The 14,589-nt window shown below is 35.8% G+C and carries 16 protein-coding genes and 1 riboswitch; of the genes, 13 read left to right on the forward strand and 3 right to left on the reverse strand.

Annotation, left to right across the window (positions count from 1 at the left end; genetic code table 11):
• Position 1: 1 nt before the first annotated feature.
• From RSC39_RS01575 to thiT, 3 genes are all read right to left on the reverse strand, one after another.
• Positions 2 to 550 (reverse strand): biotin transporter BioY, encoded by a 549-nt coding sequence (locus RSC39_RS01575; RefSeq protein ID WP_011675372.1) that lies wholly within the window; start codon positions 548 to 550, stop codon positions 2 to 4.
• Between the two features lie 111 nt (positions 551 to 661).
• Positions 662 to 1,138: an aminoacyl-tRNA deacylase gene (locus tag RSC39_RS01580; protein WP_332534585.1), complete on the reverse strand. Its 477-nt coding sequence runs from the start codon at positions 1,136 to 1,138 to the stop codon at positions 662 to 664.
• 62 nt (positions 1,139 to 1,200) lie between these two features.
• A complete protein-coding gene (thiT, locus tag RSC39_RS01585; RefSeq protein WP_011834396.1) occupies positions 1,201 to 1,749 on the reverse strand; it encodes an energy-coupled thiamine transporter ThiT in 549 nt (182 codons plus the stop codon).
• A 46-nt stretch (positions 1,750 to 1,795) separates the two neighbouring features.
• Positions 1,796 to 1,895, reverse strand: a riboswitch (TPP riboswitch).
• 586 nt (positions 1,896 to 2,481) lie between these two features.
• On the opposite strand from thiT, the gene RSC39_RS01590 reads away from it, so the two are divergent.
• The 13 genes from RSC39_RS01590 to RSC39_RS01650 all read left to right on the forward strand — a co-directional run bounded on the left by RSC39_RS01590 (position 2,482) and on the right by RSC39_RS01650 (position 14,573).
• Positions 2,482 to 3,342, forward strand: a complete 861-nt coding sequence (locus tag RSC39_RS01590) for a MetQ/NlpA family ABC transporter substrate-binding protein (RefSeq protein ID WP_332534587.1) — start codon at positions 2,482 to 2,484, stop codon at positions 3,340 to 3,342.
• A 144-nt stretch (positions 3,343 to 3,486) separates the two neighbouring features.
• Positions 3,487 to 4,347, forward strand: a complete 861-nt coding sequence (locus RSC39_RS01595; RefSeq protein ID WP_332534589.1) for a MetQ/NlpA family ABC transporter substrate-binding protein — start codon at positions 3,487 to 3,489, stop codon at positions 4,345 to 4,347.
• A 145-nt stretch (positions 4,348 to 4,492) separates the two neighbouring features.
• The gene (locus tag RSC39_RS01600; RefSeq protein ID WP_021165861.1) at positions 4,493 to 5,356 is read left to right on the forward strand and encodes a MetQ/NlpA family ABC transporter substrate-binding protein; all 864 of its coding nucleotides are present in this window, start codon (positions 4,493 to 4,495) and stop codon (positions 5,354 to 5,356) included.
• A 20-nt stretch (positions 5,357 to 5,376) separates the two neighbouring features.
• Positions 5,377 to 6,237: a MetQ/NlpA family ABC transporter substrate-binding protein gene (locus RSC39_RS01605; protein WP_332534591.1), complete on the forward strand. Its 861-nt coding sequence runs from the start codon at positions 5,377 to 5,379 to the stop codon at positions 6,235 to 6,237.
• Positions 6,238 to 6,360: 123 nt separating this feature from the next.
• Positions 6,361 to 7,467, forward strand: a complete 1,107-nt coding sequence (locus RSC39_RS01610; RefSeq protein WP_011834402.1) for a methionine ABC transporter ATP-binding protein — start codon at positions 6,361 to 6,363, stop codon at positions 7,465 to 7,467.
• Positions 7,467 to 8,162, forward strand: coding sequence for a methionine ABC transporter permease (locus RSC39_RS01615; protein ID WP_332534594.1), 696 nt, complete (start codon positions 7,467 to 7,469; stop codon positions 8,160 to 8,162). Before RSC39_RS01610 ends, RSC39_RS01615 begins: the two co-directional genes overlap by 1 nt.
• A gap of 42 nt (positions 8,163 to 8,204) precedes the next feature.
• Positions 8,205 to 8,753 carry an ECF-type riboflavin transporter substrate-binding protein gene (locus tag RSC39_RS01620; protein ID WP_011834403.1) on the forward strand — a complete coding sequence of 183 codons (549 nt, stop codon included), beginning with the start codon at positions 8,205 to 8,207 and terminating at the stop codon, positions 8,751 to 8,753.
• 118 nt (positions 8,754 to 8,871) lie between these two features.
• Positions 8,872 to 10,569, forward strand: coding sequence for a DUF3744 domain-containing protein (locus RSC39_RS01625; RefSeq protein WP_332534596.1), 1,698 nt, complete (start codon positions 8,872 to 8,874; stop codon positions 10,567 to 10,569).
• Complete coding sequence (locus tag RSC39_RS01630; RefSeq protein WP_063281884.1) at positions 10,562 to 11,383, forward strand: energy-coupling factor transporter transmembrane component T; 822 nt, start codon at positions 10,562 to 10,564, stop codon at positions 11,381 to 11,383. The genes RSC39_RS01625 and RSC39_RS01630 overlap by 8 nt, the downstream gene beginning before the upstream one ends.
• 311 nt (positions 11,384 to 11,694) lie before the next feature.
• Entirely contained in the window at positions 11,695 to 11,988 is a 294-nt protein-coding gene (locus RSC39_RS01635) for a helix-turn-helix transcriptional regulator (protein WP_010905285.1), read from the forward strand.
• Positions 11,912 to 12,691 (forward strand): ABC transporter ATP-binding protein, encoded by a 780-nt coding sequence (locus RSC39_RS01640; protein ID WP_021036694.1) that lies wholly within the window; start codon positions 11,912 to 11,914, stop codon positions 12,689 to 12,691. The genes RSC39_RS01635 and RSC39_RS01640 overlap by 77 nt, the downstream gene beginning before the upstream one ends.
• Positions 12,684 to 13,634: an iron ABC transporter permease gene (locus tag RSC39_RS01645; RefSeq protein ID WP_332534600.1), complete on the forward strand. Its 951-nt coding sequence runs from the start codon at positions 12,684 to 12,686 to the stop codon at positions 13,632 to 13,634. Before RSC39_RS01640 ends, RSC39_RS01645 begins: the two co-directional genes overlap by 8 nt.
• Entirely contained in the window at positions 13,635 to 14,573 is a 939-nt protein-coding gene (locus RSC39_RS01650) for an iron ABC transporter permease (RefSeq protein WP_332534602.1), read from the forward strand.
• The last annotated feature ends 16 nt before the right edge of the window (positions 14,574 to 14,589 follow it).

The following is a 14,589-nucleotide window of genomic DNA, read 5'->3' on the forward strand; positions in this document are numbered from 1 at the left end:
ACTAGTTTGTAAAGTATTTATTTGTGTGAGAGAGTGCACGTATCAGTGCTAATCCAAAGATTGTAACAAGGATAGCTTTAATGATTTCAACAAATACAAAGGGAGTGAATCCAAGCTTTAATGCCAAAGACCAATCCACTTGAGTGAAAAATTTGAGCCAGAGAGTGCCGATGACCAACATTAGGAGATGACCAACAATATTTATGATAAAAGCTGGGATTGTTTTGTATTTGATTTGATGAAGTCCCCAAGAAATGAGGGTTCCCATGATTAAAAAAGCAAGTAGAAATCCACCAGTTGGTCCAAAAAGAACAGCAATTCCCGAAGTTCCTCCAGTGAATACGGGAATTCCAATAAATCCGAGAAGTAGATAAAGTAAAATGGCAAAGAAAGTTTCACGTGCTTTGAGTACTGTGGCAACGAGTCCAACAGCTAGTGTTTGTAAGGTGACTGGGACGATACCAATTGGGATAGCCAATGGAGAAAGAACCGCGATAATCGCTGCACCAAGAGCAATTAGGGTTAATGAATATAATTTTGTGTTTTGCATTCCGAGTCCTTTGTTTTATGTATAAAATAAAATATACTAAAAAAGAAGAATTTTTGCAAACTCTTGCTCCAAATATACAAAAAAATACTGACAGAATTTCTGTCAGTATTTTTATTCTCTGATTTCAACAAAGTGAGCATGGACAAAATCTGCTAGTTTTTGGGGAGCAATTTTTATACTACGTCCAACTTCACCCGCGGAACAGACAATAAAGTCATGTTCCAAAGCAATGGAATCAATATAAATTGGAAACTTTTTATTTTGCCAAATGCCTACGGGATTATTTGCCCCGTGAATATAACCCGTGGTTTTTTGTAGGTCTTTTTGAGGAATCATACTTACTTTTTTGTTGCCCGAAACTTTTGCTAATTTTTTTTCTGATAAATGCTCTGTCAGTGGAAGAATGCCAATGACAGGTCCTGTTTTATCTCCAATCAATGCGAGTGTTTTATAGATATCACTACGATTAATATCGTCAGGAAGGCTATCACTTTCCAAAGCATTGATGGCAAGTCCAGTATGCTCAATTTTCGCCTTATCAAGAATTTGTTCTACAAGTGTTTTCTTTAATTTTTGCTTTTTAGACATAGCTATATTATAGAAGATTTTGTTCTGACTGACAAGATATAATAATTTTACTGACAGGTTTATTAGTAATTACTATGGATAAACAGTTTAGGGAATTTTTTGACAAAAATTATTAAGATAACAAAGGCAGCAATGGCCGTCAAAATACCGCTGATTCCATTAACAGCAAGAGAATAAGCAACAGCACCCCAACCTTTCCAAGCATATTGGCTCCAGAAAATAATTCCGGCAATGAAATGGAAAAAGTATTTAAGAAGAACAGCAACAAAAGTTCCCAAAAGTACAGGTGCTAGTTTTAGAGGGGCTGTTTTTTGGCGGAAAAGGCCAGCTATTCCGAGTGAAACAGGGGCAACCAGATATTCAAGGAAAGCTTGGGATAGGCTTAAGATATAAGCATGTCCAGTAATCATTGAAAGAATTCCCCAGATTAATCCTCCAACGAGACCAGCGGTTAAACCTCGTCGTAAGCTGAGAAGAAGGATAGGGATACAGGCGATTTCAACGATAATCCAACCATAAACAGTATTTGGAATGAGGCTGATGATGAAGGCGAGTGCCGCCATGAAGGCAATTTCCGTTAATAAACGGACATTGAACTTAGAATTAGACATAAAAAAACTCCTTTTTGATGCGCACAAAAGGAGGGTTAGAAATTAGACGATTGTCTTAACACATCCCTACGCTGGCATTACCCAGATCAGGTCAGATGGTATTTCTCGCTACTGACAGACTTGTCAATAGACCCATTGTGCAAATATTTATTTTTACTCTTTAAGTTTAGCATAATTTATGTTGAAAAGCATTGATGGGAGATTAGGATTCTATTTTATAAATTAAACTTAAAAATTTTTTAAGGCAACATAAAAAATCAATAATCCAAAAAATTTGAAAGTCTGTTAGAATAAATCTATACACAAATTCGGACAAAATAAAAGCGGTCGAGTAAGTAATTGTGAAAGTCAGTACAGAGAGCTTGTAGCGGTGAGAGCAGGCCTGAATGAAGCAATGAAAATGGCTTGATAAGCGTAGCAAAAGTGAGGTTTTACCAAGCTTTTGACGGTATGGTTCTCGTTATTGAACTTAAAAGTTTGCTTTTGTAAAGTTTATCTGAAAATTTTCAGTGAGCTACAAAGTGCTTAAATCAAGAATGGTACCACGATATAGCTCGTTTCTTTTTATGAAATGGGCTCTTTTTGTTTAGTCAGATTGTTTTTGTTTGACGAATTTGTTTAGAGTCAGAAAATTGGCAGGTGCACGGTTAATTTTCTGATATGATGCAAAAGTTTATCAAAGGGGAATAATTGATTTTGAAAAATAAATCAATTAGAAAAAAGGGAGAAGAAATGAATCCAAGAAACAGAAATATTTTACTTGTCGTTATTGTTGTTGTAATTGTTGCTATCGCTGCATTTTTCGGTTTTAATCATAAATCTGGTGGAAGTAAAACGGCAAATAAAACTGTGAATATTGGAATAATGACAGGAACAAAAGAAGATGATGCCATTTGGTCAACTGTTTCTAAAACAGCTAAAGATAAATATGGAATTACTTTAAAATTCACTCATTTTACAGATTATACACAACCAAATACAGCTTTGAAAAATGGCGATATTGATTTGAATGCCTTCCAACATTATGCTTTCTTGAATGCTTGGAATAAAGCTAATAATGGTGATTTGAAGGCGATTGGAAATACTACGATTTCACCTATTCGTCTTTATTCTAAAAAAATCACTTCATTGAGCCAAATTAAATCAGGAGATACAATTGCTGTACCGAATGATGCTTCAAATGAAAGCCGCGCGCTTTATGTTTTGAAAAATGCTGGTCTGATTGGCCTTTCTGTATCAGGTGATACACTTGCGACGGTTAAAGATATTAATTCTAATCCAAAAAATTTGGTCATAAAAGAGTTAGATGCGGCACAAACACCACGTGCGCTTGATTCAATTACAGCGGCAGTAATTAATGACGATTTTGCAACAACAGCAAAATTAACGGTTGAAGAGTCTATTTATACTGAACCTGTAAACAAAGATAGTCAACAATGGATTAATATCATCGTTGCAAATAAAAAAGATGAAAATAACAAAATTTATAAAGAAGTAGTCAAAGCTTACCAAACTGAAGCAACGAAGAAAGCAATTGAAAAAGCTTATCCTGATAAGAGAAAAATTGCTGCTTGGGGATTGAAACTCGACTAGCAAATTCGTTGACGGAGTAACGGTTAGGTCAGAACTTCGGGAGTTTCTATTTTAGAAATTCTTGCCTTAAGGCTAATAAATTTTACTGACAGAAGACTTAAACTGTTTTCAAAACAGTTTGGTCAGTAGAAATTGGAGAAAATTATGAATCCTAGAAATCGTAATATTATTATTGGAATAATTGTGGTTGTTATTGTTGCTATTGCTGCTTTCATTGGCTTTGGACATCAAACTAAAGCAAATAAAACAGTCAATAAAACAGTGAAAATTGGAATAATGACAGGAACTAAAGAAGATGACAGTATTTGGCAAACAGTATCTAAAACAGCCAAAGATAAGTATGGAATTACTTTGAAGTTCACTCATTTCACAGATTATACACAACCAAATACAGCCTTGAAAAATGGCGATATTGATTTGAATGCTTTTCAACATTATGCTTTCTTAAAAGCGTGGAATAAAGCAAATAATGGTGATTTGGTGGCCATTGGTGATACTGTAATTTCGCCAATCAGTGTCTATTCTAAGAGTCTTAAGACTTTGTCTGATATCAAAGAGGGCGGAACTATTGCAGTACCAAATGATGCGTCAAATGAAAGTCGTGCGCTTTATGTCTTGAAGTCTGCCGGCTTGATTAAATTGGATGTTTCTGGTCAAACGCTCGCGACAGTCAAAGATATCACTTCAAATCCGAAAAATTTGGTTATTAAAGAACTTGATGCTTCACAAACTGCGCGTGCTTTAGATTCAGTTGACGCCGCAGTTATCAATAATAATTATGCCGTTACTGCAGGTTTAAAGAAAGCTGATGCAATTTTCACTGAGCCTGTCAACAAAGATAGTCAACAATGGATTAATATAATTGTTGCTAACAAAAAAGATGAAAATAGTAGCGTTTATAAAGATGTTGTCAAAGCTTATGAATCAGAAGCAACCAAAAAAGCCATCGCAAAAGCATATCCAGATAAGAGCACCATTCCTGCTTGGGGCTTGAAATTAAAATAATTTCTTTTGCACTTAATTATTTATCAGCATCACAGGAAGTTAGAGTTACTGACGAAATTTCCTATTTTCTGATGAATGGATGAGTTTTCCTGAGAAGTAAATGAAAGTTCTCTGACAGCTTTGTCAGTAGAAATTGGAGAAAATTTTGAATCCTAAAAATCGAAATATTATCATTGCTGTTGCTGTTCTTATTCTTGTTGCGCTGGTTGCCTTCTTTAGTTTGAACCATCAAGGCGGAGTGAAAGCATCTGCTGGCGAAAAAACAGTCAAAGTTGGAATTATGAGTGGCGACAAACAAGATCAGGAAGTTTGGAAATCAGTAGCTAAAACCGCTAAAGAAAAATACGATTTGAAGCTGAAATTTGTTTATTTTTCTGATTATAATCAACCAAATGAAGCTCTCCTGTCAGGAGATATTGATATCAACGCTTTTCAGTCTTATAATTATGTAAAAACATGGAATAAGGCGCACAAGAGTGATATTGTTGCCGTAGGCAATACTTATATCACACCGATGCACATTTATTCAAAAGAAATTAGCAAATTGTCAGATTTAAAAGAGGGTTCAACGGTTGCTATTCCTAATGATGCTTCAAATGAAAGTCGGGCATTGTTTGTGCTCCAAAGTGCAGGTTTGCTTAAATTGACAACTAGTGATTCAAGTAAACTGGTGGGCTTACCAGATATCACAGAAAATCCTCATCAATTGAAATTCAAAGAAGTGGATGCAAGTCAAACACCACGTGCGCTTGATTCAGTTGCTCTTTCGGTGGTTAATTATAATTATGCGACAGCCGCTAGTTTGCCAAAATCTGAATCAGTCTTCATGGAGCCACTTAATAAAACTTCTGCTCAATACATCAACTTTATTGCTGCGACAAGTAAAGAAAAAAATAATAAAGTTTATAAAGAAGTTGCCAAAGCCTATGCTTCAAAAGCAACAGAAAAAGCAATCAAAGAACAGTATCCTGATGGTGGAGAATTGCCCGCTTGGGACTTGAAACTTTGAATAAATGAAAGGATTTATTTATGAATCCAAGAAATCGTAGAATTCTTTTGGGAAGTTTGCTTTTCCTTCTTGTTATTGTAGGTATTCTAGCTTTTACTTTAAGACAAGGAAAAAGTAAAACAACTTCTGTCAGTAAAATTGTAAAAATTGGATTGATGCCTGGTGGTAAACAAGAAGATGTCATTTGGAAACAAGTTCAAAAAAATGCTAAAGACCAATTTGGGATTACATTGAAATTTGTCAATTTTACTGATGGAGATGAGCCTAATAAGGCTTTGGTTAACCATGAAGTAGACCTCAACGCCTTTCAACATTATGCTTATTTGAAATCATGGAATAAAGCTAATAATGGAAATATTGTGTCAATTGGTGATACAATTATTACGCCGATTCATTTATACTCAACGAAATACAAAAAGGTCGATGAAATTCCTGATAAAAGTACGATTGCCATTCCAAATGATGTCACAAATGAAAGCCGTGTACTTTATGTTTTAAAAAATGCGGGACTCATTAAACTAGACACCTCTAGAGGAGTATTAGCAACGGTCAAAGATATCAGAGAGAATCCAAAAGGCTTAATCATCAAAGAAATTGATGCCAGTCAAACACCACGTGCGCTTGATTCAGTTGCTGCAGCAGTCATTAATTATAATTTTGCTATTTCGGCAAAAATTTCTGAGAAAGAATCAATTTATCAAGAACCATTAAATGAAGATTCGGCTCAATGGATTAATTTTATTGCAGCAAATCAGTCTGATAAAAATAATAAAGTTTATAAAGAAGTCGTCAAGGCTTATGAACAAAAAAATATCGCTGATATCATCAAAAATGAATATCCAGATGGAGGAGAACTCCCCGCTTGGAATTTAAAATTGTAAATAAGAAAACTCGTCTTTGACGAGATTTTCTGTCAGTATTAACAAAGCTGAATTTTACTGACGAAAGTTTAGGAAAAGCTTTGTCAGCACTGACAGAGAATGAAAAAGATAAAGGAAGTAAGTATGACAGCAATTATTGAATTAAATAATCTTTCTGTGCAATTTCATCAGAAAGGACGATTAGTCACAGCAGTGAAAAATGCCACTTTACACATTGAAAAAGGGGATATTTATGGTGTGATTGGTTATTCTGGAGCTGGGAAATCAACTTTGGTTAGAACCATCAACCTGCTTCAAAAACCAACCGAAGGTCAAATTGTGATTAATGGTGAGAAGATTTTTGATAGTGAAAATCCCGTGAAGTTTACAGGTGCAAAATTACGTGAATTTCGTCAAAAAATTGGGATGATTTTTCAACACTTTAATCTTTTGAGTGAGAAAACTGTTTTTAATAATGTGGCTTTTGCTTTGCAACATAGTCAAATCGAGGATAAAAACGGGAAAAAACGTTATCTCACAAAGAAAGAAAAGAACGATAAAGTCACTGAATTATTAAAATTGGTTGATTTAGCAGACCTTTCTGATAAATATCCGGCACAACTTTCTGGAGGCCAAAAACAAAGAGTAGCGATTGCACGTGCTTTGGCTAATGACCCCGAAATTTTGATTTCAGATGAAGGAACCTCAGCCCTCGACCCGAAAACAACCAATCAAATCTTGGATTTGCTCAAATCCCTTCATGAAAAATTGGGAATTACAGTGGTTTTGATTACTCATGAGATGCAAGTGGTTAAGGAAATTGCTAATAAAGTAGCCGTTATGCAAAATGGTGAAATCATTGAACAAAATTCTTTAATTGATATTTTTGCGCAACCTAAAGAAGCTTTGACCAAACAATTTATTGAAACAACAAGTTCGGTCAATCGATTTATTGCCAGTCTTTCTAAGACAGAACTTCTGGCTCAATTAGCAGATGATGAAGAATTAATTCACTTAGATTATTCAGGTTCAGAACTTGAAGACCCAGTGGTTTCTGATATTACGAAAAAATTTGATGTAACGACTAATATTTTCTATGGGAATGTTGAATTACTTCAAGGTCAACCTTTTGGCTCATTAGTCTTGACCTTAAAAGGTTCAAGTGAACATCGAGCTGCCGCAAAGGCATATTTTGTTGAAAGACATTTGAAATTTGAAGTTTTAGGTAAAATTGAAAGGACGGTAGACTAATGACAGAATGGTTTGCACATACATTTCCTAATGTAGTTTATTTAGGATGGACGGGCGAGACAGGTTGGTGGACAGCAATTGTTCAAACGCTTTATATGACATTTATTTCGGCACTTATTGGTGGCTTATTGGGATTGATTTTCGGAATTGGGGTTGTTGTGACTGCTGAAGATGGAATTACACCCAATCGACCATTATTCTGGATTTTAGATAAGATTGTCTCTATCGGACGCGCTTTTCCCTTTATTATCTTATTGGCAGCCATTGCGCCCTTGACTAAAATATTAGTGGGAACGCAAATTGGTGTAACAGCAGCCTTGGTTCCCTTGGCCCTTGGAGTTGCTCCTTTCTACGCTAGGCAAGTTCAAGCATCACTTGAGTCTGTTGACCACGGGAAAGTAGAGGCTGCTCAGACGGTGGGGGCAGATTTCCTTGACATCGTCTTTACTGTTTATCTTCGTGAAGAACTGGCAAGTTTGATACGGGTTTCAACGGTTACCTTAATTTCCTTGATTGGTTTGACCGCAATGGCCGGTGCAATTGGGGCTGGTGGACTTGGAAATACTGCTATCTCTTATGGTTACAATCGATTTGCCAATGATGTCACTTGGTTTGCTACGATTTTGATTTTGATTTTTGTTTTATTGGTTCAACTTGTCGGGGATTTCTTGGCAAGACGCGTTTCACATCGATAATTAAATAAATAGACTTAAGTCTATTTGATTAAAGGAGAAACAATGAAAAATAATTCTGTAAAAATTGTTGTTGCGACTGGAATTGGTGCCGCTCTATTTGTAATTATTGGCTGGTTGATTAACATTCCTACGCCAATTCCAAATACTAGTATCCAATTACAATATGCTGTACTTGCCCTATTTTCGGCCTTGTTTGGCCCTCTTGCTGGCTTTCTAATTGGATTTATTGGTCATGCCCTCAAAGATTCATTTCTTTATGGGGCTCCTTGGTGGACTTGGGTTTTAGGCTCAGGTTTGATGGGTCTATTTCTAGGCTTTGGAGTCAAAAGAGAAAGTTTGACTCAAGGGATTTTTGGAAATAAAGAAATTATTCGTTTTAATATTGTCCAATTTTTGGCAAATGTAGTCGTGTGGGGTCTAATTGCTCCCATTGGGGATATTCTGGTTTATAGTGAACCGGCTAATAAAGTCTTTACACAGGGAGTAGTTGCAGGTTTAGTTAATGCCTTAACGATTGCTGTAGCCGGTACTTTATTGCTCAAGCTTTATGCTGCGACACGAACAAAATCAGGAACGCTTGATAAGGAATAAATATTTTTAACATCAGATGTGCTAGAATAAAAGCAGCAAATACTTGCTGCTTTTGCGCTTGTATCCTTAGAGTGAGACCATTGTCTAAGAATGTTTGTAATTAATAAGAAGGGTGAAAATGGAACCATTAATCTCGTTCAAAGATTTTACATTTAAATATGATTTGCAAAAAAATCCAACATTAAAAAAGATAAATTTAGAAATTTTTCCTGGCGAAAAAGTACTGATTGTTGGGCCATCTGGTTCAGGAAAATCAACAATTGGCTCATGTCTGAATGGAATATTGCCCCATTTGTACAAAGGGGAGGCAAGCGGGGAATTATCAATTGCAGGCTTACCTTTTGGGACTTCAATTACTGAACTATCAGAAAGAGTATCCACCGTGCTCCAAGATACTGATGGACAATTTATTGGCCTAAGCGTAGCTGAGGATATTGCTTTTGCTTTAGAAAATGACGGTCTGATTCATGATGAAATGGTCAGCAAAGTTGCCTATTGGTCAGAGAAAACCGAAAGCAAGAGCCTTTTGAATCATCGTCCTCAAGACCTGTCAGGTGGACAAAAACAAAGAGTTTCTTTGGCGGGAGTTTTAATTGATGAATCACCAATTTTACTGTTTGATGAGCCTTTAGCCAATTTGGATCCACAAACTTGTGGAGAAACAATAGCTTTAATTAAAAATATTCATGAAGAAAATAATGTGACGACAATTATCATTGAACATCGAATTGAGGAAGTTCTATCACTTGGAATCGATAAAATTGTGGTTGTCAATGAGGGTGAAATTGTTGCGATTGGTAGCCCTGATGAGTTATTGAAAACAGAAGTTTTCAGAGAAAATTCTTTACGTGAACCACTTTATTTATCAGCATTAAAGGCTGTAAAAGTGGCTGACTCACTGACAAATTTTTCTGATTTGAAAACGTTAGATGCCCCAAATCTAAAAAAAATACTGACAGATTTTACAAGTTCTTATAAAGTGACTGACAAAGCTGTCAGTAAAAATAATATCCTGTCAGTAAAAAATTTGACGGTAAATTTTGGTCAACATGAAGTTCTAAAAGGAATAAATTTAGAGATTCAAGAAGGAGAAAAAATTTCGATTGTTGGGAAAAATGGTGTTGGGAAATCGACTTTTGCGAATGCGCTCTGCCATTTTGTTGAAGCCAGTGGTGAAATTTTGTATCGTGGGCAATCAATTGTTAATGATTCTATTTCGGAACGTGCAGCAAAAATTGGTTATATTATGCAAAATCCAAACCTTATGATTTCGCAAAATATTGTCAGTGATGAGGTGGCTTCTGGTTTGAGACTTCGCGGGTTTGATGAAGGAGGCATTAGTGAAAAAGTTGAAGAAATTTTACAGGTTTGCGGACTTTATCCATTTAGAAATTGGCCAATTTCTTCTTTGAGTTATGGGCAGAAAAAAAGAGTAACAATTGCCAGTATTTTAATTTTGGAGCCAGAAATTTTGATTCTTGATGAGCCAACTGCTGCTCAAGATTTAAAAGCTTATCGTGAAATCATGGATTTTCTTGACCAGCTTAATCATCGTCTTCATTTGACAATGATTATGATTACGCACGATATGTATTTGATTACAGAATATACAGATCGGACTTTAGTTTTTGCTGATGGGAAAATTATTGCTGACGAAAGTCCATTTGAAATTTTAGAAAATGAAGATTTTGTAAAAATGGGCAATTTAAGTCAGCCAAGTCTTTATCAACTTGCCAGACAAACGGATACCAATCCCGTTTTACTGACAAAAGCTTTTATTAATTTTCAAAATCAGGAGAGATTAAAGCATGAATAATCAACTTAAAGTCTTAGGCTATCAAGCCGGAAGTGGTTTTATTTATCAACTCAATGCGACTGCCAAGCTCTTGTTTTTTCTTTTGATTTCCATCAGTAGTATGGTCACTTATGATACAAGATATCTGGCTTTTGTGGCTCTCTTTTCTATGCTCCTCTTTTACTTTTCGAAGATTCCTTTTTCGTCAGTCAAACGAGTCGCTCAGTTTGCCGCCCTTTTTGCTTTCTTAAATCTCCTATTTGTGTTTATTTTTGACCCTGGATATGGTGTAAGACTCTATGATTCTAAAACGATTATTTGGGGGCCTTTAACTTTAGAAGAACTTTTTTATCTCTTTAACCTCGTCTTGAAATATTTTTCGACCATTCCACTTGCCTTATTGTTTATTTTAACGACTAATCCGAGTCAATTTGCTAGTAGTCTGAACAAAATTGGTCTTCCTTATCGTTCCTCATATTCGGTATCATTGGCTTTGCGCTATATTCCCGACATGCAAGAAAAGTTTTTGGCTATTCGTAATGCTGGGCAAGCTAGAGGAATGGATTTATCAAAAAAAGTAGGTCTTTTTTCTCGAATAAAACTAAATGTTCAATTGTTATTGCCTTTGATTTTTTCTAGCTTGGAGCAAATTGATACCATTTCAACAGCAATGGAATTACGACGATTTGGGAAAAAGAAAAAAAGAAGTTGGTATTCATATCAACCATTGAAAGTAAAAGACTACTTTGTTATCTTACTCGCGCTTTTAGGAGTGGCTCTTGTAATTCTTTTGTTTTTTGTTAATCAAGGGAGATTTTTTAATCCCTTTCATTAAAAAAGCCTGCGCAAGCTAGCCTTTGTAAATCTAATAGTGAATCTGGAGTCCATATTAGCTATTTTTATCGTATTTTCCTAAATGTCTTCTTTCCGCTCAAAAATTCAAAACTCCCTTCTCAAACTTTGAAAAGGGAGTTTACCTTTGTTCTGAGGCAAGTTTTTTGCTTTTTGTTATCTTGCAAAAATGAGTGGAAAATGGCATAATAGGACTTGTAAAAAACTTTTGACAAGCCGATTGTTTGCAAAAGCTTATAAAATTTGAATTAAATCTATAACAAAGAACTTCCAAAAGAATTAGAAGGGAAAAACATGGAAAATAAAATACGTGAATTGCGTCGTTTGTCTCATCTTTCACAAGAGGATGTTGCTCATATCGCACATGTCTCGCGGCAGACGATTAATGCAATCGAAAATGACAAATACGACCCAGAGTTAACGCTTGCTTTCAAACTTGCCGAAACCTTAGGGACAACCGTTGATGAGCTTTTTAACTATCAACCAACCGTTGTGAAAAGGAAAGAAAACGATGTATTTTGGTGCGAAAAATATCAATGTGTCTTATGGAAAAGAGCAGGTATTGAAAAACGTAACGCTGTCGATTGAAAAAGGAAAAACGACAGCTATTATTGGAGTCAATGGTTCTGGAAAATCAACGATACTAAAAGCCCTAGGGCGCTTGATTAAAGCAGAAGGTCAGGTTATTTTTGATAATCAGCCCTTAAGCAATCATTCAAATCGGGAGATTGCTCGCATTTTAGCCCTCTTGCCTCAATCAATTACTGCTCCCGCAGATATTACAGTCTATGAGCTTGTTAGTCTAGGACGTTTCCCACACCAAAAACTGATGCAACAACGTTTATCAAAAGAAGATATTACTTTTATTGAGGAATTAATGAGGGAAACGAATGTTTGGGATATTCGTGAAAGTAAAGTATCAGAACTTTCTGGTGGGCAAAAACAAAGAGTATTTATCACAATGATTTTAGCCCAAGATAGTGAGATTATTTTACTAGATGAACCCACAACATATTTGGATTTAGCTCATCAGTTGGATATTTTGTGTCTGCTTAAAGATTTAGCGACAAAGCGAAATAAAACCATTGTTTACGTTATTCATGACTTGAACCATGCCGCTCGTTTTGCTGACAACCTAGTTCTCGTCAAAGATGGGGAAGTGGTCGAGCAAGGGACTGTTGATGACTTATTTACTCAAAAAACCTTGAAAGAATGCTTTGGATTGGACGTTACTTTAGGATGTGATACCTTTACCAAAAAATTAATGATTACTGGGGTGAAAGATGCCTAAAAAACATTTTCTGACAATCTTTTTTGCCCTAGTTTTTTCTTTACTTTTTTTGTCAGTTCTTTATCTGATGTTAGGAAACAAAAATGTTCCACTGACAGAGTTATCCACAAATAAAATGGTTTTACAATTACGCTTACCACGATTGATAAGTCTTTTTCTAACCGGATTTCTCCTGTCGGTCAGTGGATTTCTAGTTCAAATTATGACCAGAAATCCAATTGCCGAAATGTCTACTCTAGGAATTTCTGGCGGTTCAAGTCTGGCTTTATCTCTTTTGTTGACTTTGGGTTGGTCGACAAATGATGGAATTTCAGTCATGGTTTCATCACTAGGAGCATTTATTGCTCTAGCCGTCGTCATGCTTTTGACTGCCAGGACACATTTTCAGCCCCTAAAAGTTGTTTTAGTTGGAACATCAGTCGGACTTTTTGCAACGAGTTTAGCGAGCTCAATGACTTTTGCTAGTCATGATACGCAGGCTTATTTTCGCTGGATTGTCGGGTCTTTTTCTGGTATAACCAATACTAAAGTTCTTTTAATGGCAGTCGTGAGTCTGATTTTTCTCCTACTCTTGCTCCTATTCTCTAAACAAATTTATTTATTAAACTTTGGAGACGAGCTGGCCCAATCTTTTGGAGTTTCCGTAAATTTTGTCCGTCTACTCATTATGTTTTTAGTTGCTCTTGCTTCGGGGGTGACCGTTGCCTCAGTTGGAGTGGTTAGTTTTGTTGGTTTGATAGCTCCACATATTGCCAAGAAAATTGTTAGAACGAATTTTTGGCAAAATATAGTTCTGTCAGTACTGACAGGGATGCTTTTGCTTGTTTTGGCAGATTTGGCGGCTAGAAATTTATTTAAACCATACGAATTTCCAGCAGGAAGTTTAACCATGCTTCTGGGGGCTCCTTTCTTTTTGTGGGTCATTACAAAGGAGGCGAAATAAATGAAAAGAAAATTTACTTTACTTTTTGTCCTTCTTTTGGTTTTGATTGTGGCTGATTTGACACAATTTTCGACTAATTCTCAAATCTTATCTATTTTGATTCCTAATTTTCGTTTACCAAGATTAATAACTATTTTGTCAGCAGGGATTGCCCTTTCATTATCCGGTTATATCATTCAAAATATCACAGAGAACCCTCTTGCTGATAGTGGAACAATTGGGATAACTTCTGGTGCATCAGCAGGAAGCGTCGGCTTTTTATTAATTGCTGACCATTTTAAATTGACGGGCATTTGGAATTTTTCTTATCCCCTATTCGCCTTAATTGGTGCCCTTCTTTCTTTTGCTTTAATTTATTTTTTTGCTCTGAGAAAGCAAGTGAGCTCTGTCAGAGTACTCTTGACAGGGATTGCAATTACAGCTTTTTTCCAAGCCCTGATTACGATTGGTCAACTTTCTGTCAATGCTTTTGATTTTCAGAAAGTGGCAGTTTGGCTGTCAGGAGATATTTGGCAAACGGGAACCACTTATCTGATAATTTGTATTTTATTATTAGTCATCGGATTGATAATTCTCCCTTTTTTCCTCAAAAAACTTGAAATTTTATCCTTGGGAGAAGAAATGGCGACGGTTTTGGGACTTGATGTTCCCAAAACTAAAATCTATCTATACTTGCTGGCTTTACTTTTTGCAGCTGTTGGTGTTTTATTGGTTGGTGGATTAGCCTTTGTTGGTTTGATTGCTCCGCACATTGCACGTGAAATTGTTGGATTTAAATCACGGAAAAGCCTAATCGCAACAGCTCTTTCAGGGATGAATATATTATCTTTTGCTGATATCGTCTCCCAAATGATTATAGCTCCATCAAGTTTACCTTTAGGCTTTGTTGTCGCCTTTATTGGGGCTCCATATTATATTTATCTTATACAAAAAGTTTAAGAAATTAATTTACTTT

Origin of the sequence: Lactococcus sp., assembly GCF_036648155.1 — a bacterium.
GTDB classification, from domain to species: Bacteria; Bacillota; Bacilli; order Lactobacillales; family Streptococcaceae; genus Lactococcus; species Lactococcus cremoris.

Bases quoted from the DNA above. Each gene is read 5' to 3' on its own strand.
- RSC39_RS01575 (WP_011675372.1), bottom strand. From the start codon at position 550: ATGCAAAACACAAAATTATATTCATTAACCCTAATTGCTCTTGGTGCA.
- RSC39_RS01580 (WP_332534585.1), bottom strand. From the start codon at position 1,138: ATGTCTAAAAAGCAAAAATTAAAGAAAACACTTGTAGAACAAATTCTT.
- thiT (WP_011834396.1), bottom strand. From the start codon at position 1,749: ATGTCTAATTCTAAGTTCAATGTCCGTTTATTAACGGAAATTGCCTTC.
- RSC39_RS01590 (WP_332534587.1), top strand. From the start codon at position 2,482: ATGAATCCAAGAAACAGAAATATTTTACTTGTCGTTATTGTTGTTGTA.
- RSC39_RS01595 (WP_332534589.1), top strand. From the start codon at position 3,487: ATGAATCCTAGAAATCGTAATATTATTATTGGAATAATTGTGGTTGTT.
- RSC39_RS01605 (WP_332534591.1), top strand. From the start codon at position 5,377: ATGAATCCAAGAAATCGTAGAATTCTTTTGGGAAGTTTGCTTTTCCTT.
- RSC39_RS01610 (WP_011834402.1), top strand. From the start codon at position 6,361: ATGACAGCAATTATTGAATTAAATAATCTTTCTGTGCAATTTCATCAG.
- RSC39_RS01615 (WP_332534594.1), top strand. From the start codon at position 7,467: ATGACAGAATGGTTTGCACATACATTTCCTAATGTAGTTTATTTAGGA.
- RSC39_RS01620 (WP_011834403.1), top strand. From the start codon at position 8,205: ATGAAAAATAATTCTGTAAAAATTGTTGTTGCGACTGGAATTGGTGCC.
- RSC39_RS01625 (WP_332534596.1), top strand. From the start codon at position 8,872: ATGGAACCATTAATCTCGTTCAAAGATTTTACATTTAAATATGATTTG.
- RSC39_RS01630 (WP_063281884.1), top strand. From the start codon at position 10,562: ATGAATAATCAACTTAAAGTCTTAGGCTATCAAGCCGGAAGTGGTTTT.
- RSC39_RS01635 (WP_010905285.1), top strand. From the start codon at position 11,695: ATGGAAAATAAAATACGTGAATTGCGTCGTTTGTCTCATCTTTCACAA.
- RSC39_RS01640 (WP_021036694.1), top strand. From the start codon at position 11,912: ATGTATTTTGGTGCGAAAAATATCAATGTGTCTTATGGAAAAGAGCAG.
- RSC39_RS01645 (WP_332534600.1), top strand. From the start codon at position 12,684: ATGCCTAAAAAACATTTTCTGACAATCTTTTTTGCCCTAGTTTTTTCT.
- RSC39_RS01650 (WP_332534602.1), top strand. From the start codon at position 13,635: ATGAAAAGAAAATTTACTTTACTTTTTGTCCTTCTTTTGGTTTTGATT.